This is a genomic window from Flavobacterium azooxidireducens (assembly GCF_023195775.1).
Lineage (GTDB): Bacteria > Bacteroidota > Bacteroidia > Flavobacteriales > Flavobacteriaceae > Flavobacterium > Flavobacterium azooxidireducens.
Window position 1 is genome coordinate 872,426 of record NZ_CP096205.1, and the last position, 23,622, is coordinate 896,047.

Annotated in this window: 20 protein-coding genes and 1 CRISPR repeat array; of the genes, 10 read left to right on the forward strand and 10 right to left on the reverse strand. The window is 32.5% G+C overall.

Annotated elements, in window-relative coordinates; genetic code table 11:
- The first annotated feature begins 107 nt into the window (after nucleotides 1–107).
- Nucleotides 108–992, forward strand: coding sequence for a type II CRISPR-associated endonuclease Cas1 (gene cas1, locus M0M57_RS03930; protein WP_248435573.1), 885 nt, complete (start codon nucleotides 108–110; stop codon nucleotides 990–992).
- Entirely contained in the window at nucleotides 983–1,312 is a 330-nt protein-coding gene (cas2, locus tag M0M57_RS03935; protein WP_248435575.1) for a CRISPR-associated endonuclease Cas2, read from the forward strand. The genes cas1 and cas2 overlap by 10 nt, the downstream gene beginning before the upstream one ends.
- Nucleotides 1,313–1,314: 2 nt before the next feature.
- On the opposite strand, the gene M0M57_RS03940 is transcribed toward cas2, so the two are convergent.
- From M0M57_RS03940 to cas9, 4 genes are all read right to left on the reverse strand, one after another.
- Nucleotides 1,315–1,857: a transposase gene (locus M0M57_RS03940; protein WP_248435577.1), complete on the reverse strand. Its 543-nt coding sequence runs from the start codon at nucleotides 1,855–1,857 to the stop codon at nucleotides 1,315–1,317.
- Nucleotides 1,858–2,142: 285 nt separating this feature from the next.
- A CRISPR array of direct repeats spans nucleotides 2,143–4,286; the repeat unit is 36 nt; unit sequence AATATCGTGTTTTCTAATCTTTAATCAAACCACAAC.
- Nucleotides 4,287–4,358: 72 nt separating this feature from the next.
- Entirely contained in the window at nucleotides 4,359–4,634 is a 276-nt protein-coding gene (locus M0M57_RS03945) for a type II toxin-antitoxin system RelE/ParE family toxin (RefSeq protein ID WP_248435579.1), read from the reverse strand.
- The gene (locus tag M0M57_RS03950; RefSeq protein ID WP_248435581.1) at nucleotides 4,627–4,866 is read right to left on the reverse strand and encodes a ribbon-helix-helix domain-containing protein; all 240 of its coding nucleotides are present in this window, start codon (nucleotides 4,864–4,866) and stop codon (nucleotides 4,627–4,629) included. The genes M0M57_RS03945 and M0M57_RS03950 overlap by 8 nt, the downstream gene beginning before the upstream one ends.
- Before the next feature lie 43 nt (nucleotides 4,867–4,909).
- Nucleotides 4,910–8,284 carry a type II CRISPR RNA-guided endonuclease Cas9 gene (gene cas9, locus M0M57_RS03955; RefSeq protein ID WP_248435583.1) on the reverse strand — a complete coding sequence of 1,125 codons (3,375 nt, stop codon included), beginning with the start codon at nucleotides 8,282–8,284 and terminating at the stop codon, nucleotides 4,910–4,912.
- 290 nt (nucleotides 8,285–8,574) lie between these two features.
- On the opposite strand from cas9, the gene M0M57_RS03960 reads away from it, so the two are divergent.
- The 4 genes from M0M57_RS03960 to M0M57_RS03975 are packed head-to-tail and all read left to right on the forward strand — an operon-like array spanning nucleotide 8,575 to nucleotide 13,675.
- Entirely contained in the window at nucleotides 8,575–9,246 is a 672-nt protein-coding gene (locus M0M57_RS03960) for a TetR/AcrR family transcriptional regulator (protein ID WP_248435585.1), read from the forward strand.
- A gap of 2 nt (nucleotides 9,247–9,248) precedes the next feature.
- A complete protein-coding gene (locus M0M57_RS03965; RefSeq protein WP_248435587.1) occupies nucleotides 9,249–10,919 on the forward strand; it encodes a peptidase domain-containing ABC transporter in 1,671 nt (556 codons plus the stop codon).
- A 1-nt stretch (nucleotide 10,920) separates the two neighbouring features.
- Nucleotides 10,921–12,267, forward strand: coding sequence for an HlyD family secretion protein (locus M0M57_RS03970; protein ID WP_248435589.1), 1,347 nt, complete (start codon nucleotides 10,921–10,923; stop codon nucleotides 12,265–12,267).
- A gap of 7 nt (nucleotides 12,268–12,274) precedes the next feature.
- Nucleotides 12,275–13,675, forward strand: coding sequence for a TolC family protein (locus tag M0M57_RS03975; RefSeq protein WP_248435591.1), 1,401 nt, complete (start codon nucleotides 12,275–12,277; stop codon nucleotides 13,673–13,675).
- Nucleotides 13,676–13,780: 105 nt separating this feature from the next.
- On the opposite strand, the gene M0M57_RS03980 is transcribed toward M0M57_RS03975, so the two are convergent.
- The gene (locus M0M57_RS03980; RefSeq protein WP_248435593.1) at nucleotides 13,781–15,067 is read right to left on the reverse strand and encodes an acetyl-CoA hydrolase/transferase family protein; all 1,287 of its coding nucleotides are present in this window, start codon (nucleotides 15,065–15,067) and stop codon (nucleotides 13,781–13,783) included.
- Nucleotides 15,068–15,336: 269 nt separating this feature from the next.
- On the opposite strand from M0M57_RS03980, the gene map reads away from it, so the two are divergent.
- The 4 genes from map to M0M57_RS04000 all read left to right on the forward strand — a co-directional run bounded on the left by map (nucleotide 15,337) and on the right by M0M57_RS04000 (nucleotide 18,399).
- Nucleotides 15,337–16,155 (forward strand): type I methionyl aminopeptidase, encoded by an 819-nt coding sequence (gene map, locus M0M57_RS03985; protein WP_248435595.1) that lies wholly within the window; start codon nucleotides 15,337–15,339, stop codon nucleotides 16,153–16,155.
- 205 nt (nucleotides 16,156–16,360) lie between these two features.
- The gene (locus M0M57_RS03990) at nucleotides 16,361–16,735 is read left to right on the forward strand and encodes a GxxExxY protein (protein ID WP_248435597.1); all 375 of its coding nucleotides are present in this window, start codon (nucleotides 16,361–16,363) and stop codon (nucleotides 16,733–16,735) included.
- A 108-nt stretch (nucleotides 16,736–16,843) separates the two neighbouring features.
- The gene (locus tag M0M57_RS03995) at nucleotides 16,844–17,632 is read left to right on the forward strand and encodes a DUF3667 domain-containing protein (protein WP_248435599.1); all 789 of its coding nucleotides are present in this window, start codon (nucleotides 16,844–16,846) and stop codon (nucleotides 17,630–17,632) included.
- Nucleotides 17,632–18,399, forward strand: a complete 768-nt coding sequence (locus M0M57_RS04000; RefSeq protein ID WP_248435602.1) for a class I SAM-dependent methyltransferase — start codon at nucleotides 17,632–17,634, stop codon at nucleotides 18,397–18,399. Before M0M57_RS03995 ends, M0M57_RS04000 begins: the two co-directional genes overlap by 1 nt.
- Before the next feature lie 67 nt (nucleotides 18,400–18,466).
- Here the strand turns inward: M0M57_RS04000 and M0M57_RS04005 are convergent, their stop codons facing one another.
- The 5 genes from M0M57_RS04005 to M0M57_RS04025 form a co-directional block, all read right to left on the reverse strand.
- Nucleotides 18,467–21,274, reverse strand: coding sequence for a M16 family metallopeptidase (locus M0M57_RS04005; RefSeq protein ID WP_248435604.1), 2,808 nt, complete (start codon nucleotides 21,272–21,274; stop codon nucleotides 18,467–18,469).
- 93 nt (nucleotides 21,275–21,367) lie between these two features.
- Nucleotides 21,368–22,411, reverse strand: a complete 1,044-nt coding sequence (locus M0M57_RS04010; RefSeq protein ID WP_248435606.1) for an FAD:protein FMN transferase — start codon at nucleotides 22,409–22,411, stop codon at nucleotides 21,368–21,370.
- Nucleotides 22,365–22,730 carry a Na(+)-translocating NADH-quinone reductase subunit F gene (locus tag M0M57_RS04015; RefSeq protein ID WP_248435608.1) on the reverse strand — a complete coding sequence of 122 codons (366 nt, stop codon included), beginning with the start codon at nucleotides 22,728–22,730 and terminating at the stop codon, nucleotides 22,365–22,367. The genes M0M57_RS04010 and M0M57_RS04015 overlap by 47 nt, the downstream gene beginning before the upstream one ends.
- A gap of 81 nt (nucleotides 22,731–22,811) precedes the next feature.
- Nucleotides 22,812–23,228 (reverse strand): SH3 domain-containing protein, encoded by a 417-nt coding sequence (locus tag M0M57_RS04020; protein WP_248435610.1) that lies wholly within the window; start codon nucleotides 23,226–23,228, stop codon nucleotides 22,812–22,814.
- A gap of 8 nt (nucleotides 23,229–23,236) precedes the next feature.
- The gene (locus tag M0M57_RS04025) at nucleotides 23,237–23,578 is read right to left on the reverse strand and encodes a transporter (protein ID WP_248435612.1); all 342 of its coding nucleotides are present in this window, start codon (nucleotides 23,576–23,578) and stop codon (nucleotides 23,237–23,239) included.
- Nucleotides 23,579–23,622 lie beyond the last annotated feature (44 nt).

Sequence of the window (23,622 nt, forward strand, 5' to 3'; positions counted from 1 at the left end):
TTTCGGTTTCATTACTGAAATGATTTTTTTTGAAATCTACCTTTACGGATTCCCGTAAAAATGAATCGATTAACTTTTTTAATTTGCATAAGAAAACAACAACTCTTATGTTAAAAAAAACAATTTTACTCGAAAAAAAAGCTTCTCTTTCCTATAAAAATCTTCAATTAGTTATCAAAACAGAAGAAAGAGAAGCCACAATTCCTATAGAAGACATTGGATTTATTGTGTTAGATCATCCCGAGATTTATATAAGTATTCCGGCTATGAATTTACTCATTGAAAACAATTCATCTTTTATTATTTGCAATACAAATCATTTGCCAAATGGGATGTTCTTGAACCTCAATAGTCATCATATCCAACAAGAGATTTTTAAAAAACAAATTGATGCTTCTGCACCTTTAAAAAAACAATTATGGCAACAAACCATAGTTGAAAAAATTAAAAACCAAGGCATTTTATTAGAAAAAATAAGCGGTTCAAAAAATCATTTTGAGTTTTTGGCTTCCAAAGTGCAAAGTGGCGACACAACCAATATGGAAGGTGTGGCGGCGAGCCAATATTGGAAATCATTTTTTGATTTAGATTTTAAACGAGAACGATTTGGCGATTATCCAAACAATTTTCTCAATTACGGCTATGCTATTTTAAGAGCGGCCACTGCAAGAGCTTTGTCGGGAAGTGGATTGCTCAACACACTTGGCATTCATCACAAAAGCAAGTACAATGCTTTTGCATTAGCCGATGACATTATGGAACCATTTCGCCCAATTGTGGATGAAAAGGTTTTTGAATTAATGCAAAACTATGATGAACAGGAACTGAATACTTTACTTAAATCTGAACTCTTACAAATTTTAACCCGAACGGTCTATTTTAAAGAAGAGAAAAGTCCGCTTATGGTTGCATTGCAAAAAACAGCCAGTTCCTTACAGCAATGTTATTCGGGCGATCGAAAGAAAATAAAATATCCAAAATTATGGAGCTAAACGGATACCGAATTATGTGGCTATTTGTATTTTTTGACTTACCAACCGAAACCAAAAAAGACCGAAGAAATGCTTCCGGTTTTAGAAACAACTTGCTAAAAGATGGTTTTAGTATGATGCAATATTCGGTTTATGTGCGTCATTGTGCGAGTAGCGAAAGTGCGGATGTGCACGAAAAACGAATTCATAAACTCTTGCCACCATTAGGAAAAGTGAGTGTTTTGCGAATAACCGATAAACAATTTGGCAATATTTTAAATTTTTGGGGCAAAGCCGAAGTGCCAAAAGCTCCGCAACCTACGCAGTTGGAGTTGTTTTAAATTTATTTTTGATAAAACTTATCTTTCAACCAGTTAGTAGGATTATTTGAAATATAATTAAATATATTGACATAAGCTTTTTCATCTCTAATAATATGGTCATGGAATGAACGATGCCATGCAAAATCCTTAAAACCTAATTCATGAATTTGATTGGATGATTTTGTTTTCATTGCCCCCATCAAACTTGATAATGATTTTATTTTAATTTCCTTTTCCACTACTTTTTGACTGTCAATTTCTATGATTAAATGAAAATGATTGGGCATAACAATATAATTATGAATATCCACATATTCATACTGACTCATTAACCATTTGATTTTTTCATCAACAATTAATCCATATTGATTTAATTCAACTTTACATTCTATTTCTGGATTAACTTCGGACAGGGATGATTGTACGGACAGGTCGCGACCTGTCCCTACGGCAATCACACGACCCAAACAACACAAATTATTTTTCACACAACTTGTGACAAAATATAAATTATTACTGGAATAATCGAATCCTTTCATTCGATTACTTTTTCGATTTTTCATGGTTTATATATTTTTTAAATGGCTTTGATAATGAATACTAAAAAAATTCAATTACAAACTTATAAAAATCAACCATTTAATACAAAATTTCAGGATGATGATTATTAGAATAACGATTTTCAGGATAATGATTTCAGGATGCATGTACGGACAGGTCGCGACCTGTCCCTACGCAACACAAATAAAAAAATGCTTCAATCTTGCCTTATCACTGCAAAAAAGAAGCATTTTTTATCACGACATACCCCGATATTCTCTTGATTATTAGAAGGTAACGAGCCAACTAATATCGTGTTTTCTAATCTTTAATCAAACCACAACTTCTGTATAGAAACTATTTAATATTGACGGAATATCGTGTTTTCTAATCTTTAATCAAACCACAACCAGTTGTCCCAAAGAATTCTATTGGGTACAAATATCGTGTTTTCTAATCTTTAATCAAACCACAACGAATTGGAAGCGTAATTGATCTAACTGTTGAATATCGTGTTTTCTAATCTTTAATCAAACCACAACTACTGTAACAATTGGGGCGGGTATTGATGCAATATCGTGTTTTCTAATCTTTAATCAAACCACAACAAGAACCCGCTTATGTTCTTAAAGGCTATGAATATCGTGTTTTCTAATCTTTAATCAAACCACAACTTTTCCGTTGTGTTTGTATCGTTCCAAACGAATATCGTGTTTTCTAATCTTTAATCAAACCACAACAATACCAAACGAAGCTACTTATAAAAACAAAATATCGTGTTTTCTAATCTTTAATCAAACCACAACACGTAACATCGAAAACAACAACGGTTGGAAATATCGTGTTTTCTAATCTTTAATCAAACCACAACAAACATTTCATCTGACATAATAGCTAAATCAATATCGTGTTTTCTAATCTTTAATCAAACCACAACGCATCCATTCTTTTTTAGCCTCGTCAGTAAAATATCGTGTTTTCTAATCTTTAATCAAACCACAACAAGTTGCAGCCGTTCACATGACAAACAACGAATATCGTGTTTTCTAATCTTTAATCAAACCACAACATCGCTTAATTGTTGACGTAAACACCACAAAATATCGTGTTTTCTAATCTTTAATCAAACCACAACACCGCTGTATTGTGTTTATTGGTGCGTTTTAATATCGTGTTTTCTAATCTTTAATCAAACCACAACCTATTTACCAAAAGGAATAATTTTCTATCAATATCGTGTTTTCTAATCTTTAATCAAACCACAACAAGTGAATCAGATGCAATAAAGAAAACAGCAATATCGTGTTTTCTAATCTTTAATCAAACCACAACATTGTTTTGGAAATGATTCATAATAAAAATAATATCGTGTTTTCTAATCTTTAATCAAACCACAACAAAAACAAGTTGGCAAAGAATAGACTGTATAATATCGTGTTTTCTAATCTTTAATCAAACCACAACAAGTAAAGTGAGTTTCATTTTGTACTATTGAATATCGTGTTTTCTAATCTTTAATCAAACCACAACAATGGTGGATTAGGTGGGTTTATCGAACGTAATATCGTGTTTTCTAATCTTTAATCAAACCACAACAGAACCTTACATGACTATTGCGGCTTATTAAATATCGTGTTTTCTAATCTTTAATCAAACCACAACAGTGGGATGAAATACTTGATTACGCAAAGAAATATCGTGTTTTCTAATCTTTAATCAAACCACAACACAGCGGGTTAAACGTCTGCTCATACCCAAATATCGTGTTTTCTAATCTTTAATCAAACCACAACCGGAGGTCACTATGTGAAATCTATCTACATAATATCGTGTTTTCTAATCTTTAATCAAACCACAACTCTCTGTTGTTATTTCAATCACTATACCAAAATATCGTGTTTTCTAATCTTTAATCAAACCACAACCTCCCTAAGTGATGAACTATTGATTTTTCAAATATCGTGTTTTCTAATCTTTAATCAAACCACAACTGTTCAGCTTGAATACTAAGACTATCAAATAATATCGTGTTTTCTAATCTTTAATCAAACCACAACTGATAATAGATTACCCATTCCTTCAATTGAATATCGTGTTTTCTAATCTTTAATCAAACCACAACGTATTCGATTGAATGTTTGATATTTCTCCTAATATCGTGTTTTCTAATCTTTAATCAAACCACAACTATGGTCATCACAGAACCCATGGTAATGATAATATCGTGTTTTCTAATCTTTAATCAAACCACAACAATGCAAGTGTAGGGGATAGAGTTTTTTGTAATATCGTGTTTTCTAATCTTTAATCAAACCACAACCGAGTATTTAATACCGTTGTAGGACACATTAATATCGTGTTTTCTAATCTTTAATCAAACCACAACATATATTGATTTTATGTCTATTTCTATACCAATATCGTGTTTTCTAATCTTTAATCAAACCACAACGGAGTGACTGCGTAGAAACTCCGTTGTGGTTTGAGTTGTTTAAGAGTTTGAAAAACTTATGTCAATGAAATTTTAAAAATTTTGTCTGCCAATGATTGCCATGATTTCTATTTCATCGGCTTTGATTTTATAAAAAATGGTATCGACTCCGCAAACACAATAGCGATATCCTTTTTTATAATGATTAGCATTGGGAAATAGAAATGGATTTGAAGCTATTTTAGAAAAACATTCAAAAAACATTTCGTAATATTTATTGGCTTGTTCCAATCCAAATTGACCAATACTATATTCAAAAATCCGAGTCAAATCTTCTTCAACTTGAATGTTAAGTCTATAACTATACATTCAATTTTTTTTTAATTTCTGCTAATAATTCTTCTTTGCTTTTTGTGCTAAAACCGCTTTTTTCTGCTTTTTCAATTTTCATTCGCACAAATTCCACATAAGCATCTTGCTCTCGTGCTTGTTTGATGAGATAATTTACCGCTTCGCTTTTACTTGTAAATTCTTCTTTAGCTACTTGTTCTTTTAACCATTCATCGTTTTGATTGGCTAAAGTGATACTTTGTCTTGCCATAATAAAATTATTTAGTGGTGTAAATATACACCACTAAATAATTTTACAAATTTTTTATTTTCCCTGATACTGAAATTTTTACTTTTATTGGATTATATGTAAACCAACCTGTTTTACCATTCAAAAAATTCTTAATATAAATTCGTTCATTATCATTATTAATCGTTGAGGTTTTTGCAATTCTAAAATAATAATCTCCAGAAGTAAATTTCTGTACTCTATATAAATGTTCTTTCAATACTTCATAATTGGGATTTATCCAATTTATTTCGTCTTCATGTAATCCCAACAAAAACATATCATTAATATGCAAAGTTGTTACAATTTCTTCCCCATCCAATGGTAACTGATAAACCGATTGTCCCGTTCTTTTTCTTTCAACAACAGTCCAAAAAGTTACCACATCTTCTTTTAAATTACCTTTTTCATCTTTATAAATTAAAACATGATGGTTGTTTCTTGGATTTACCCATTGATTCACATTTTCTTTCAGTTTTTCTGCTCCACCAATATTCTCTTTTACTCTGACTTTTAAAATTGGAACTGGTGCTCCATTTTTATTGGATAAAAATATTTGTGGTTGCTTTATTCCTTTTTCGTCAACAATGAAAAAAGTATTGGCTGGAACTTTATCTTTTACAAAGCCTCCAAGCTCATTCACCCGTTTTAAAATCAACAATTTTGTTGTTTCATCAACAACTTTTTCAATTTGTTTGGCTGTTTCTAAACTATCAATTGATTTTCTAACATGAAAAGCTTCTTCTCCATTAAAATTTCTTTTACCAAATACGGTTTCTTTATGTAATTGTCCCCGAGCCGCAACACCAACATTTTTATGTTTAATTCCATTTTTTTCTGTAATGTGTCTTCTAACAGTTATATCATTGGAAGCTTTTTTATGAGAAATTAAAATTTTCTCTACTGCTATTTCTGCATCTCTTCTAAACGATTCCCAAGGCAATGGAAAGTTCTTCAATTCTGAATTTCTATTGTATCTGTTCCATCTTGATAATTCTTGAACATACGAAACTTTTGTGCAAGCCAAAACCAAAGCATCAATAGCATGATGACGATGATCTTCACGTGTTTTTGCATTTTCATCATTCAAAATATTATTCATTCCCCATTTCTGACGCAAGTTTGAAGTGGCTTGACCTGGTGAAACTATAACATGCCTACATACTTTTGAAAGATAATTTTTGGCTTCTTTACTTATATATCTTGTGTCATTTAATTGTCTTGAAGAAAAATCATCATCAAACTTCTGTTGAACAAACCGTTTAAATTTTTGATATGCATTTGGATATTCTTTAGTATCTGAAAATAATTTTAATGCTCTCTCTTTTATCGCCGACCAATTGATTTCATCGTTTCCATAATATTCAAATGGTGTTTTATTCCCTTTAAGAATGTTTTCTTTGGCATAACACAACGTTTTATTACCAAAACTATCGTTTAACGAGCGACTCCAAGGATGAATGTGTTCAATTTGAACTTCTCCGGTAAATAATTGGGTAACCGAAATAGGTTTTCCTGTATATGGACACGTTTTTTTACATTCTTCCCAAAGTTTATAAAGCAAAATATTATCGTGAGTAATTCTGATATTATTTTCTACTAATCTGTCTTTTACTCTATCATTTTCTCTTTCTAATCTATTTTGTTCTTTTCGTATTTTGTTTCGTTGTGATTTTGAAATTTTTAAATCACGAGCCATTTCTACTTTTATTTCATCAATCTTACCATGAACCTCAATTAGTTCATTAACTAATTTTCTTAATTCAAAAAGTGCCGTAATTACAATAGGATTTCGAATAGCTTGAATTTCTTTGTCAGCTTCTTTTCCTAATGGTAATTTTTCTAATAATTCTGAAACATCAATAGTTGCGGAATGATGATATAATTTACGAAGTTGGTTGTCTGAAATATTGTAATCATTTCGTAAAATATCTTTAATTATCTCAATAAATCCACCTTTTGTTTTGGAACGAACAATCCCTTCAATATTATCTATTAAATAATTACGTTTTTCTTCTGATAATTTATTCCAATCGGAGCCAAAAACATTTTTAATTCCTCCTAAAACTACAGCAACATCATAAGTAAATCCTATTTGCAAAAACGGTAGTATGTTCGAAATTGCTTTTCTACTTAAATTGGAATAGCCATCTTTAACATTAAATCTTGAGATAGAATCAGCCTGTTCTTGCGTAAAATTCCAGTTCTTAATAGCATATTCTTTTAAATTAGATTTACTATCAAAAAAATACAAAACATGCCAAATATCCTCTTGTTCCTTTTCTGAAAATTCAAACCATTTTTTACCAAAATACTTTTTATTGGATAAATTAGAAATAGTATGAGTTCCAACTATTTTATCTTCATCTTTATAATTAAATTTAAATTCAGCACTTTCTTTTCCAATAGCTTTTCTAATTTTTTTGAATTCCGGCTTTTCATTGGCAAACAAAAACTCTACAATTTTTTCCTTTTCTTCTTGCGAAATTTTCTTTCCATTATATTCAACCGTATTTAGCCATTGCCAAACTCTAAATTGCTCAAATGGAATTGCACTAAGTGGACACTTGGTTTTCGTTGGCTCAAAAGAACAATTACCCACTAAATGCTTCTGTGAACGCAATGGTCGTTGATGAAATAAAATTCCATCTTCTTTATAACCTTCTAATTTTCTTCCGCCAAATAATGTTTTTAAATCTTCATTAAGATTAGAATGAAACTGAGATTGCTTGTTCCAAATCAATTCAAACTCATCAACATACATTTTACGAGTTGTGTATCGGTTACGAATTCGTTCCAAACCATCTTGAAAAGGTTGATTTTCTTTTGGATAAATTTCAAATAAATAAGAGCCTAACGTTTTATCTTGAATGTTTTCTTGTGTTTCTATAATACCAATTTTTCCTTCTTTTGGATTTCCTTTAAAAATAGCTCCGTCATCTGTTCCGCCTTTTCTGCTATTACTCAAAAATCCTCTTCTTTGTATTAAATGATAAAAAATTCTACCAATTTCTTCTAAAGATAATTTTTCATTCAATGCTTTTTGACGCAATTCATAAGGATTTAACGAAAACCAATTTGATAATTTTTCAGATGGAAATTCTTTAGTTTTTTTCCAATCTTCAAAATCAGACGCAACCATTGGGCACATTTTATTTTCTGAAAGTGCTTTTAGTAAAATTTTCTTTCTCAATCTTCTTCTGAAAAATTGACGACGAACACCTCTTGCTCCAGTTCTTCCAGCATTTTTCGACATTTCTCTTCCTTCTCCTTCGCCCAAATTTTCAACTCCCATTGGAAATATTCTACTTCCAATACCTAAAATTTTATTATGAGCATCATCAATCAATGCCCACCCAATACTATTCGTTCCCAAATCCAACCCTAAAATCTTTGCCATAATAACCTAATTTTAAACAATTTTTAAAAGTAATAAAAAGAAAATTAACAATTTTACGGAAACCCGTAATCCAACCAAAAAAAGTTTTTTCTATATTTGTCTCAGATTAAACTTTCTAATCTTTAATCTTATCACAATAAGGCTATATGCCGTAGGTTTTAACCTTTAGTCCTGCTTCGGTGGGACTTTTTTTATATCAAACAATTCCCAAAATTAAGTTAATCAATTTCAAAATCAATAGCAATACTATTACTTTTGCGTTGTTAATTTACTTTTGTAAAAGTTGGCGTATGAAGAATATTCTAGATGGCATCAAAATAAACATTAGTCCCAAAATCTATGTTAAGGACCCGGAGACTTCTGAATTGGGTAAAAAAATACTTGAAAACAGTATTCTATTGATAGATGAAATCGGGTTTGATAATTTTACTTTTAAAAAATTGGGGCTAAAAATTGGTTCAAATGAAAGTTCAATTTATCGCTATTTTGAAAGCAAACACAAACTTTTGTTGTACCTTAGTTCTTGGTATTGGGGTTGGATAGAATTCAAATTAGTGCTTTCTACCAACAGTATTTCTAACCCAAAAGATAAATTGATGAGAGCCATTGAAATTGTAACCGAAGAAATTATCAGTGATACAAATCAACCACACATTAACGAAGTTATTTTAAATAAAATCATCATTTGTGAATTTTCAAAATCCTATCTAACCAAAGAGGTAGATGATGAAAACAAAGAAGGCTATTTTTTAATTTACAAACGTGTCATTAACCGAATTATAGAAATGGTGAACGAGGTAAACCCAACTTTTCCTTATGCTAAAAGCTTAATTTCCACTGTTGTGGAAGGAGCTTTGCACCAACATTTTTTAAAAAGTCACTTTAAATCGATAACAGACTGTTCGGATGAAATTACGCCGACTGAATTTTTCAAAAACTTAGTTTTAAAACAGATTAACTAATTATGGAAAAAGCATCAAAATCGCCTTTAAAACGTTTTATCAACCTCCTAAAACTAGACAAAAAAGACATTTATCAAGTGTTTTTTTATGCCATTTTTTCAGGAATTGTTAGTCTTTCATTACCATTAGGAATTCAAGCCATCATCAACCTTATTCAAGGCGGAAGAGTGAGTCTGTCGTGGATAATTCTAGTTGCAGTTGTGATTTTAGGCGTTGTTTTTAACGGAATTTTGCGTTTAATGCAACTTAGAATTACAGAAACCATTCAACAAAAAATATTCATTCGATCGTCTTTTGAATTTTCGTATCGATTTCCAAAAATCAAACATACCGAGTTTCATAACAATTATCCTCCCGAATTAGCCAATCGCTTTTTTGATACCATAACAGTTCAAAAAAGTGTTGCCAAATTAGTGTTAGATTATTCAGAATCATTGCTGCAAATTGTTTTCGGACTACTTTTGCTATCGATTTATCACCCGCTTTTTATATTGTTTGGGCTTTTATTATTTATTGTTTTGTATTTAATTTTCAGAATTTCCTTTGAAACAGGTTTAAAAACAAGTTTAACCGAATCAAAATACAAATACAAAGTAGCTCATTGGATTCAAGAAATTGCTCGAAATTATTTTGGATTTAAAAGTAAAATCGAATCGGAATTTGCGTTGACTAAAAACGATAAATTAGTAACCGAATACCTCAAATCCAGAGAAAGTCATTTTGAAGTTATCAGACGACAATTCATACAATTGATTGGTTTTAAGGCTTTAATTTCATCTGGTTTATTACTCATTGGAGGTTATTTGGTAATCAATCAACAATTAAATATCGGTCAGTTTGTGGCTGCCGAAATCATCATTCTTTTGGTAATTAATTCTGTTGAGAAAATAATTGTTGGATTAGAAACTTTTTATGATGTATTAACGTCAATCGAAAAAATCGGACAAGTAGTTGATATGGAAATTGAAGAAGAAGAAACTGCTGAAAACACCTACTGTTATAAAAATATTCATTTTGAAATTGATGAATTAAATTATGCTTTTCCGAACTCCACGAAAAAGATTTTAAATGCAATTTCAACCCATATCCATCAAGGTGAAAGAATATATTTGGAGGGAAGAAACGGTTCCGGAAAAACAACACTGCTTCGCATTTTGGCAGGATTAATTCACAGCAATGGAAGTTCGATTTATATTAATGACGAACATTATAATAAGATAAACATCGAACAATACCGTGCTCAAATTGGCGTAATTACAGAAGGTCAATCACTATTTGAAGGTTCTTATTTGGAAAATATTACGTTTAAAAATCCTGATATTTCTACTGAAAAATTAAAATCAATATTAGAAAGAATAAAATTAGCCGAAGTAATAAAAAAGATGCCCAAAGGATTAGATGAAAAAATTCTAACCGAAGGAAAGCAACTACCTTCTTCTTTAGCACAAAAAATTCTTTTGGCTAGGGCAATTGTAAATGATCCACTAGTGCTGTTTTTAGAAAATCCTTTTGATAAAATGGATGAAGATGAAAGCAGAGAAATTATCGATTTTATTCTGTCAAAAGAAAATAATTGGACGGTAATTGTTACATCTAAAAATGAATACTGGAAACAAAAATGTGACCGAATCATCACATTAGAAAAAGGAAAATTAATTTCTGATACTAAGTAATATGCTGAATATCGCTAAAAATAATATCAACGAAAAAGTAAATTTATCTCGATTTAAAACCATTCGTAAATTGGGTGAAAGACGTTATTTTAAAACGTTTAATCGCATTTTAATTTGGTTTTTTATCGGAAGTTTTCTGTTTGTTTTGCTGCCTTGGACGCAAAACATTCAAGGAAATGGATTTGTCACCACCATTTCACCGGAACAACGTCCGCAAACCATTCACACAGCCATTGCCGGTAGAATTGAAAAATGGTATGTGGCCGAAGGTCAATATGTGAATAAAGGCGACACGATTTTATTTATTTCTGAAGTAAAAGAAGATTATTTCGATCCAAATTTGGTGGACAATACCGAAAACCAAATGAAGGCGAAAATGCTTTCGGAAGAATCGTATGAAGGAAAAGCCAATTCACTTTCAGCTCAAATTACAGCGATTGAACGTGAACGAATTTTAAAATTAGAACAAGCCAGAAATAAAATTGAACAATCGCTTCTAAAGGTAAAAAGTGATAGTATGGATTTGGAAGCGGTGAAAACACAACTTAAAATCGCTCAAACCCAATTTAAACGTTCGGAAGATTTAAATAAAGAAGGTCTAAAACCGATGACTGATGTGGAAGACAAGCGATTGAAATTACAAGATTCGGAAGCTAAAATCATTACGCAACAAAATAAATTGTTAACTGCTAGAAACGAATTAATCAATGCAAAAGTTGAAATTAATCGAATCACAGCAGAATATACCGATAAAATTTCGAAAGCTCAAAGTGAACGTTTTACCGCATTAAGTAGTCAATTTGACACAGAAGCTCAGGTGAATAAATTACAAAATCAGGTCACAAATTACAAAATGCGGAACGAACTTTATTACATTAAAGCTCCTCAAAACGGCTATGTAAACAGAGCTTTGCAATCCGGAATTGGCGAAACGATTAAAGAAGGAACACCGGTGGTGAGTATCATGCCATCAAAATATGATATTGCTGTTGAAACGTATATTCAACCCATCGATATGCCGTTAATTCATAAAGGTGAAAAAGTGCGTGTTTGGTTTGACGGTTGGCCCACCATCGTTTTTAGCGGCTGGCCCAATTCTTCCTACGGAACATTTGGCGGTGAAATTATTGCTGTCGAAAATTTTATTAGTGTAAATGGAAAATACCGCGTTTTAATTGCTCAAGATCCAAAGGATAAACCTTGGCCAAAAGAACTCAACATTGGTGCGGGTGCTCAAACGTTTGCTTTGTTAGACAATGTTCCGATTTGGTATGAATTATGGCGAAAATTAAACGGATTTCCACCGAATTTTTATACACCAACACAAACCAATGAAACTAAAAAATAGGTATTTGATGAAAAGAATTTTGCCAATTTTATTGTTTTTTTCAGCTATTTCTTGGTCGCAAAATAGTCCAGCAGATTCCATTTTGACGTTGGATGCGTATTTGGGTTATGTCAAACAATTTCATCCTTTGGTAAAACAAGCCAACTTAGAAGTGAGTCAAGCTCAAGCCGGAATTATTGCCGCTCGTGGCGGATTTGATCCTAAAATTGAAGTGGACTATGAAAACAAACAATTCAAATCGACGGAATATTATGATTTATTGAATGCTACGTTTAAAATTCCGACTTGGTATGGAATTGAAATTAAAGCCGGATTTGATCAAATGGAAGGTGTGTATTTGAATCCACAAAATACTGTACCTCCAAACGGTTTGGCAATGGCAGGAATTTCTGTTCCGCTTGGTCAAGGTTTGCTGATTAATAACCGAATGGCCGATTTGAGAAAAGCCAAAATTTATGCTAATTTATCGCAAGCCGAACGAGATTTGGAAGTTGCCAATGTACTTTATGCAGCTGCAAATAGCTATTTTAATTGGTATAGGAGTTATAATGAATACAAATTATATGAAACTTTTTTAAAAAATTCAGAAGAACGATTTAATGGAATTAGAGGATTAATCACTGCCGGAGATCGACCTGCGATTGATAGCATTGAAGCCGGAATTTTAGTGAAATCCAGAAAATTAAGTTTAGAACAATCACGGTTGAAATTGCTTAAATCGAAACTGGAATTATCAAATTTTTTATGGTTTGAAAATAATCTTCCGGTAGAATTGCAAGATGGCATTTCACCGGAAAGTGAATTAGAAAAAAAGGTTGAAAATACATTACAAACAAACGGATTATTATTGGCCGATATCGATTTTCAAAATCATCCGAAGATTCGATCGTTACAAAATAAGGTTTCTATTTTAGAGGTTGACAAACGGTTAAAAGGCGATTTACTGAAACCGACGATCAATTTAAATTACAATTATTTATCTGAACCGGAATTTGTTCGCGATTTTAATACTGTGAATTATAAGTATGGAGTAAACTTTAGTTTTCCTTTATTTTTAAGGAAAGAAAGAGGAAATTTTAAAATTGCCAAATTGAAACTACAAGATGCTGAATTAGATTTGAAATTTGAAGATCAAGTGCTCAGAAACAAAATCGATTATCAATTGGAAGAAATTAGGTCTTTAAAAAATCAGATTTCAATTGCAAGTGAATTGGTGAATGATTTTAATACGATGCTCGATGCCGAAGAAAGAATGTTTTTTTATGGAGAAAGTTCATTGTTCTTAATTAATTCCAGAGAAAACAGTTTGCTAAGTACAAGTTTGCAACAAATTGAAACCGAATTTCGGTTTTTTGTTGCCAATGCAGATTTGTTTAAGTTGATAGCGAATCCGCAGTTTAACAATTAATTTTAAATGATTTAAACCTGACAGATTTTAAAAATCTGCCAGGTTAAGTAAACTTGTAATCAAATAAAAAATTGAGTTTGTGGCGAAGATGAATTATGAATGTAATTAACAAATAACCTTTTTAATCTCCATCATGTCATAATATGCTTTTTCAATCCATTCTCGGTGGTTAGGATGGGCAATTTTGACCATTTCTGCTACACGTTGTTTGAGTGTTTTTCCGTAAAGGTTTGCGATTCCGTATTCTGTGATGATGTATTGAACGTGTGAACGAGTCGTAACAACACCTGCTCCTTGTTTTAAAAACGGTACAATTCTACTTTCTCCTCTTTTTGTTTGAGATGGCAGTGCAATAATTGCTTTTCCGCCATCACTCAATGAAGCTCCTCGCATAAAATCCATTTGACCTCCTACTCCTGAATACATTTTTCCTCCGATGGAATCGGCACAAACTTGCCCGGTTACGTCGACTTCGATGGCAGAATTGATAGCGACCATTTTTGGGTTTTTACGGATTCTTGCGGTATCATTGACAGCCGAAGATTCCTTCATCTCGATAAATGAATTATCATCTACAAAATCATATAAACGCCGTGATCCCATTAAAAAAGTTGCCAAAACACGTCCGCGAGTTGTTCCTTTGTAGTTGCAATTGATGACATCATTTTCAATTAAATCGATCACACCATCTGAGAACATTTCGGTGTGCAATCCTAAATCTTTGTGATTGCCTAATTTGCTCAATGCGGCATTTGGAATAGATCCAATTCCCATTTGAAGTGTGCTTCTATCGTCGATTAAGGAAGCAACATATTCTCCAATTTTTTCTTCTTCTGGCGTAAAAGTTTCAATGCCATGCGTATAAATAGTTTCGTTTACATCCACTAAATAATCTATTTCAGATTCGTGTAGAATTCCATCGCCAAAGGTTCTTGGCATTTGCGGATTAACTTGTGCTATAACAATTTTTGCGTTTTCGATAGCAGCCACGGAAGCTTCTACAGAAACACCCAAGGAACAATAACCATGTCTATCCGGTGGTGAAACGTGTATAAAAACAACATCTAATGGCAATACATTTTTTCGAAATAAATTAGGCAACTCACTTAAAAAAACCGGTGTATACGAACCGTTTCCGGCTTTAAGTGTGTGACGTACATTGGCTCCTAGAAAAAAAGAATTGACGTGAAAACTTGCCGCTAATTCCGGATTGGCATACGGTGCTTCGCCTTCGGTGTGAAGGTGACAAATTTCTACATTTTTTAGTTCGGATGCTCGTTGGGTTAATGCTTTGGTTAAAACGGTTGGTGATGCAGCTGCAGCCTGAACGTAAACCCTATCGCCGGATTTTACTACTTGAACTGCTTGTTCTGCGGTGACATATTTACTCATATTTCCTAAATTTTGAACAAAGATAAGGGTGAAAAACTGTTTAAAACCTGATAATTCTCATTGTTTTTGGGATTTCTAGCCCCGATAGTAGTGGAAAGCCTTTTGCAGGATTGTTGCAGTTTTTCTTGGTAAAAAAAAGCGACCAACGGAAGCTCTTTTTTTGCCTTAGAAAAACGCAACAAGACAAAAAAGCTTGGAACGGATAGCGGGATTTTGCTTCTTAAAAAAAATGATAAATTTGTTTACCTTTGCCTCTTTAAATTTTGATTATGATTATTCCGAAAACCCGAGAAGAAATTGAGTTGATGCGAGAGAGTTCGCTACTGGTTTCGAAAACGCTTGGTATGATTGCAAAGGAGATTAAGCCTGGTGTAACAACGCTTTATTTAGATAAATTGGCGGAAGAATTTATTCGTGACCACGGTGGCGTTCCTGCGTTTTTGGGGTTGTATGATTTTCCGAATTCGTTGTGTATGAGTCCGAATGCTCAGGTGGTGCACGGGATTCCAAACAATAAACCGTTGGAAAGTGGCGATGTGATTTCGGTGGATTGCGGAGTTTTGAAGAATGAATTTTATGGTGATCACGCCTATTCTTTTGAGATTGGCGATGTGGCACCGGAAACAAAAAGGTTATTGAAAATTACGAAGGAATCGTTGTATGTTGGTATTCGCCAATTTAAGGCGGGAAATCGTGTGGAAGATGTGGGAAATGCGATTCAAACGTATTGCGAATCAAATGGCTATAGTGTTGTGAGAGAATTGGTTGGTCACGGATTGGGACGAAAAATGCACGAAGATCCGGAAATGCCGAATTATGGTAAACGCGGTCGCGGAAAATTGTTTGTAGAAGGTATGGTGGTTGCGATTGAGCCGATGATTAATATGGGAACAAAAAATATCAAACAGTTGAAAGACGGTTGGACAATTTTGACAGCTGATATGAAGCCAAGTGCTCATTTTGAGCACAATGTGGCGTTGATTGATGGAAAACCGGAGTTGCTTTCTACGTTTCAATATGTGTATGATGCGTTGGGGATTGTGAGTGATGAGGAGAAGGAGTTTAGAAAGTTACCTTTGGTGATTTGACACGGATTTACTTCGTCAGTTCGCTTCGCTCGTGTCACGGCTTTTCACGGATTAAAATTACACAGAACTTGGGAAGCTTTAAATCATACTAAACTCTTAAGAATTTTAATTTTGACACGGATTTCACGAATTTTCACGAATTAATCAATTACACAGAGCCTCTAAAATTTTATTTTTTTTTCTAAGCCTTTTTAAATACTCTTTTATGATTGATTTATATTTAAAAGAAGAAACGTATAAAATTATTGGACTTTGTATGGAGGTTCATAAAATTTTAGGGAAAGGTCATTCTGAGATTATTTATAAAGATGCTTTGGAATACGAATTTAGAATGAATGGTATTCCCTATGAAAGAGAAAAAAGTTATCGAATTGAATACAAAGAAATCTTTCTTTCAAGATATTATAATGCAGATTTTGTGGTTTTTGACGAAATAATTCTTGAGGTTAAGGCAATAGAATGTTTAACCAAAAGCGATATTAAACAAACTTTAAATTATTTAGCTGCTTCAAAAAATAAGTTAGGTCTTTTAGTGAACTTTGGAGAAGATTCTTTAAAGCACCAAAGAGTTATTCTATAATATTTTACGCAATCCTTTTCTCTGTGAAATTTTAAAATTCGTGAAATCCGTGAAATCCGTGTCAAAAAACAAAAAAAGCATTTACATTTACCATAAAACATTCAACTTATGAATTGTAAAACGTGTGATTATTCCATCGATCCTAATGCAAGATATTGCCCTAATTGCGGTGCTAAAATAGTTGATGAAAGACTTTCTTTAAAAGGAACTTGGGAGGAATTTATTGGTCCGTTTTTTAGTTGGGATAATAATTTTTGGAGAACCTTTTTTGGTATGTTCAAAAATCCTAAAGATGTTTTAGAGGCGTATATTAGTGGAGCAAGAAAGAAATATTTTCACCCGTTTTCGTATATTATTTTATATGCAACTGTAGCCGTTTTTTTCTATAAGTTTTTCCCGATGGAATCTATCATGGAATATTCTGATGGAATTTCTAATGAAGTTTCTAAAAGTTCTTCAAATGGTGCTAACGCTCCAAAGATTGATATGAAGCCTTTTATGGAGGCTATGATGAACTATTATAACTTTTTGGTTTTACTACTTATGCCTATTTATGCACTTACAAGTTATATAGTTTATCATAAAAGAGGTCATAATTTCTTTGAGCATTTAGTTTTCAATAGCTACATTCAAACAAATCTAGGTTTTATATCGTTGGCTTTACAAGTACTATTGGTTAGCTTATTAGGTATGACTTTTCAAAGTTATGCTACTCTTTTTATGATTGTATTTGTATTTTATACAGTATACATTTTAAAGAAATTGTACAATCAAAATTTAAAACGAACCATTTTTTCGGGCATTAAATATGTCCTTTTATTTTTTGGATTGTATTTAGGAGTAATGATTATCTTCTCATTTCTTTTTGTCATAATCTTCTTTTTAACTAAGATGTAATGAAAAAAGTTTTTAAGTTTATACTAAATACTATTCCGCGACCGATTCTCATTAGGTTGAGTTATGTGGCAAGACCTGTCTTGGAATTTTTGTTGAAAGGAAATCGGTTTACCGACCCAATTGATGGGAAAAGTTTTAGGATGTTTTTACCTTATGGCTATGGAAAACAGCGTAATAATGTTTTGTCACCGAGTACACTTTCGTTGGAAAGACATCGGTTGTTGTGGTTGTATTTGAATAGAGAAACTGATTTTTTTACAGCTCCAAAAAAAGTACTGCATTTTGCTCCTGAACAAGCTTTTTATAAACGTTTCAGAAATCAAAAGAATTTAGAGTATACTACTACTGATTTATTTTCGCCTTTAGCGGATGTGAAAGCGGATATTTGCAATCTTCCGTTTGAAGATAATTCGTATGATGTGATTTTGTGTAATCACGTTTTGGAGCACATTCCGGATGACACAAAAGCGATGCAGGAATTATATCGTGTTTTAAAACCTGGTGGAATGGGGATTTTCCAGATTCCGCAAGATTTATCAAGAGCTGTTACTTTTTCAGATGATTCTATTACGGATCAAAAAGAACGAGCAAAAATTTTTGGTCAATATGACCACGTTCGTGTTTATGGCAGAGATTATTTTGACAAATTGAGAAGCATTGGTTTTAGAGTTGTGGAAGAAGATTACACTTCCAAAATTTCGCCTGAATTGGTGGAAAAATATTGTTTGGCAAAAGGGGAAATTATTCCGGTTTGTTTTAAAAATTAGATTTTTAAATATACAAAACCCACGGTTGAAACCGTGGGCTAGTAAATAAAATCATATAATTAGTGTTTTATTCTTCCGGCATTAACATCGCCACAACCTTATCTTTTGAAAGGTATTTTTTAGCCACAGCCTGAATATCTTTTGCAGTAACTGCATCAATTTTTTGTTCTACTTGTAAAATTTCATCTGCTGAAACTCCGTAAGTAAATGAACGGGTTAGATAAGACATCCAATAGTTATTTTGCTTGATTTTTTCTTTGTAATCTAATTTTTCAGCTTCTTTAAACTTGTTTAAGTCTTTTTCATCCGGGCCATTTTCGATGATTTTGTTCAATTCTCTTAAGGCAGATTGTGCTAATGTTTCTGCATTTTCCGGTCCGCAAGGGAAATTTATTGTGAAATTATAGCTTCCGTTTGGCACTTTGCTCATGCTTCCTCTCGCATTCGCTCCGTAAACACCACTTTCATTTTCTCTAAGTTCTTCAATTAAATTGATGGTTAGAACTTCTCCGGCAGCTCTTAAAGCCAAAGCTTCTTTTGCATCATACGTACAATCACCATAGAACATAATGTTAACGGTACTTTTTGGATCTTTCCCTTTTTTAACTACCTTTTTCAAGTCGCCTTTCAACATTCTGTAGCCTAAATCAACTGCTTTTTCAGATGTTCCATTTGATGGTAAGGATGCTAAATATTGACTTGCAAATTCTTCTAATTTTTGATCGTCAATGTTTCCAACAAAATAGAAATGGAAGTCTCCTGCATTGGCAAAACGCTCTTTGAATTTTTTGTAAGCCAACTCATAATCAGTTTTTTCCCAAGCGGCATCATCCGGAATAATTCCTTTAAAACGCGGGTTATTTTGATTCAAATAGGTATATAGTTCATTTTGAAAATGCATCGTTGGCATAGCTTTCATATTAGCCATAAAACCATTTTGTTTGATTTTATAACTTTCAAACGCTTCTTTATCCAAATTCAAATCAGTAAAGTAAGCATATACTGTTTGGAAAAGATATTCCAAATCTTTTGGTGCTGCTGAACCTCTAAAACCTTCTTGCGTACCTCCCACATACGGATTAACTCTAGCGATTTTACCAGTCATAAATTTATTGATGTCGTTCAATTTCATTCCAGAGAAACCGGCTTCCGTTAGTCCGCCCATTGCCCATTGCACTTTTTCGTATTCTTCGTTACCAATTAAATTTGAACCTCCAAAACTTAGAGCTTCAAAAAGAATTTCGTCGTTCTTAAAATCAGTTTTTTTGTAAGTTACTTTTGCTCCATTTGATAAAGTTAACGTAGTTGTTCCTATTTTATCATTGGTTTCTTTTTTGGTAACAGAACCTTTTTTTACAGGATTTCTAAGTAAACTTTCAGCAACAGCTTCATCAACATAAGCAGTGATTGAGGCTTTATCAACTTTAATAGAATTTAAAACTTCTTGCTCAGTTGGTTTAACCATACCTTCTTTTTCAGGTCCGGTTAAAATAATTACTCTGTTATCTTCTTTGATATAGCCACTAATTAATTTATTGGTTTCTTCTACTGAAATAGTTGGCAATAGTTTTTTCATGGTTGTAAATGTCCATTCAATTCCGGGAACCGGTTCGTTTTGTAAAAAATTGCCTTGGTATTCCCACACATAACTTTCTGATTCTGTTTTGTCTCTTTCGTTATATTGTTGTTCGATTTGAGATAAAAATTCAGTTTTGGCTCTTTCTAATTCACCAGCTGTAAAACCAAAAGCCTTTACTCTTTCATTTTCTTCCACTAATAATTTTAAAGCTTCCAATTGTTTGTCTTGTGGAACCATTGCGAACGATTGGAAAGCTTTTTTTGTTTTAGCATACGTTTCACCGTAGTATGAATATCCGTATGTGAAAGGTGGGTTTGGTGAATTTCTCTTTTCTTCTAAACGATTGTTTAGCATTGTAGCAAATAAACCGATAGTTAATTCATCTTTCATATCACCAATCGTTTTCACAACTTTTGGTTCTTCATAATCTTTATACAACAAACGAACTTGTGTAAAAGCAGCTTCAGGATCACTTTCTACTGCTACAAATGTTTCTTTGTGATTTGGAACATCAAATTTAGTTCTTGGACGTTCATTTTTAGGATTCTTATATTTAGAAAAATGAGCGATAATTTTTTTCTCCATTTCAGTCACATCAATATCGCCAACAACGATAACGCTCATTAAATTTGGACGATACCAATCTTTGTAGAAGCTAACCACTTTATCATAGGTAAAGTTTTCCAATATCTCTTTTTGACCGATAGGAAGGCGTTTTGCATAATGAGAATTGTACATCATTTTAGGCATAAATCGACCCATCATACGTTTATCTGCTCCTAAACCAATTCTGTATTCTTCTAAAACAACACCTCTTTCTTTGTCAATTTCTTCTGGTGTTAAGGTTGTATTGAAAGCCCAATCTTCAATAATTTGAAAACCTTTTTCCAATTTTGCAGGATCATCGGACGGAATAGGTAAAAAATAAACGGTTTCATCAAAACTTGTGTAAGCGTTTAAGTGTTGACCGAATTTTACACCGATACTTTGCAAATAATCTACTAATTCATTTTTTGGGAAATTTTTTGTTCCGTTGAAACACATGTGCTCCATGAAGTGAGCTAAGCCTTGTTGGTCATCATTTTCAAGAATCGAACCAGCATTGATAACAAGTCTTAAATCAACTTTGTTTTCGGGTTTTGCATTCTTTTTGATGTAATAGGTCAAACCGTTTTTAAGTTTTCCGGTTTTTACCGATGGATCCATCGGAATTTGGCTGTCAAGTTTTAGTTCTTGTGCGAATACTAACGATGGTAATGCTAACAAAAACAGTAATAATTTGTTAAGTTTCTTCATAAAATTATATTTATTGGATTATAAATTTAGAAGAATAACTCGATTTCTAATTATTTATTATATTTTCTTTAACGAAAAACCCTACTTTTAGAATCATTCTAAAATAAGTTTCTTGAAATTATCTGTTTTAAATTGTTGAATTTGATTTTTTTCATCAGCGTAAATTAGCAAAACATATAAATCAGATCTTGATTGAAGTAGCTTTTTGATGTTTTCCATTTCCATAATCATAAATGCTGTTGCATAACCATCTGCTTCAATGCAATTTGGAGATAAAACAGTTGCACTTAAAATTATTCCTTTTTGAGAAAGTCCGTTTTTTGGATTTATTATGTGAACGAATTTTTGTCCGGATACCGAATCTGTCATTACTTTTCTGTAATTTCCGGAGGTTGCCATTCCGAGGTTTTCTAATTTAATTTTGGCAATCAGTGTTCGTTCTTCCGGTTTTTGAGTTGGATCATCAATTCCGATTACCCAATTTTTATTTTCAACGTTATTTTTTCCAAAAGCGAAAATCTCACCACCTATTTCTACAATACCATTTTGAATGCCTTTTGATTTTAGAAAATCCGCCACTAAATCAACTGAATAACCTTGAGCAATGGCATTAAAATCAAAATAAGTTTCATTGAATTTTTTTGAAATAGTTTTATTTTCATTCAATTTGACTTTATCAAAACCAACGAATTGTAATAAACTATCAATTTTGGATTGATTTAAATCGATTTTTTCTTTGGTTGGACCAAAACCGTAAGCATTCACTAAAACACCAATAGTTGGGTCGAAAAGTCCATTTGTTTCAGTGTGAATTTGTTGTGATACTTTGAAAGTTTCTATAAAAAAATCATCTACAACAATTGTTGAATCTCCTTCGTTGATTTTGGAAATTTTGGAATCCGGTCGATATGTTGAAAGCGACATATCAAAAGCGAGCAGAAGAGAATCGATGCTTTGTTTGTTAATTATTTCGCTTTTACTGACATATTTTACAGCATAAGTGCTTCCCTGAGCTTCTCCTTGGATAATAAAAACTTTTTCTGTTTCTTCCTTTTGACAGGAAAATAGCAATAATGCAAAAACGAAAACACTAACTAATTTCTTTAATTCCATTGTAATTGATGATATAATCTTCATTTTTTGTAACTGGTTTTTCATAATCTGATGCATTGGCAATTCCGACTCCGGCATAAAGGACTTTTGCTTTGAGTTTAACAGCGTGTTCTTTAAACGTTTCCATCCAAATTGAATCGTATTCTTCGGGATTATTTGGATAATTAAAAACGGTCACCAAAACAAAATGCAATGTGTTGGTTGGTTTATCCACACAAACAAATTGAGGGTGACGCTTTAGTTGACTATTGACTGCAATGAAATCAAATCCTTGGCTTTCGAGTTCTTTACCAACATAATTCATCGCAATGTTGTGGAGGTCTTGATCTGATAAAATTTCCATTTCACAAAGGTAAGTTTTTAATTGTTATTCATAAAAAAACCGACTCATTTCTGAATCGGTTTATAATTTTTGATTAAAAAATTATGCTCTTAAATACCTTGCGTAGGCATAACCTTCTTCGCCGTCTTTGGTTCTAATTTTCCACCATTCGTCTGATGATTGTTCAACTAAAACTACGACTTCTCCTTTTGCAGCTTTACCTACAATTGCTCCTTCTGTGGATGCTTCTCTTCTAATATTTAAGTTACTACTTTCAGTAGCTACGACTAAAGATGTACCCGGTGCTAAACCAGCTACTTGAACATCAACATTGATATCGCTAGCAGAAAAAGTTGGATCGATTAGGCCTAAAGCATCCCAAACTGCATCTTTTCCTTTATTAGATGAAGTTGTTCCTGAAACATAAAGAATTCCATCTTGTTCAACTACTTGCAAATTATTAATTCCTGCAGATTGAGCAGCTGCTACAACGCCTGCGTATTTATTTGATAATGTCATAGTTTGAATTAATTAGTATAGTTATAATTTACTTTACCAACTTTCAAAGCATCAATAGACATTTTGATTTTTCTGGCTTGATCCGGAGTAACTTTACCGGTAATGGTAAGTTCATCATTGACAACTTCTGCTTTTACGTTAGGAAAATCCTTTAAAGCATCGTTTACTTTTTGCACAACTTCTGGAGAAACTGCAGAAACAGTTTCAACTTGAATGGGTTCGACTGGAGTTGGTTCTACAACTTCTACTGGTGTTTCAACTGAAACAGGCTCTGTTGCTTTCTTTTTACAAGAAACAACGGCTGCAGCCATCAATAATGATAAAGCTGCGATTTTGAATGTTTTTTTCATAATAAATAATATGTGTGTATAAATATTAACAAATCTATGATAAA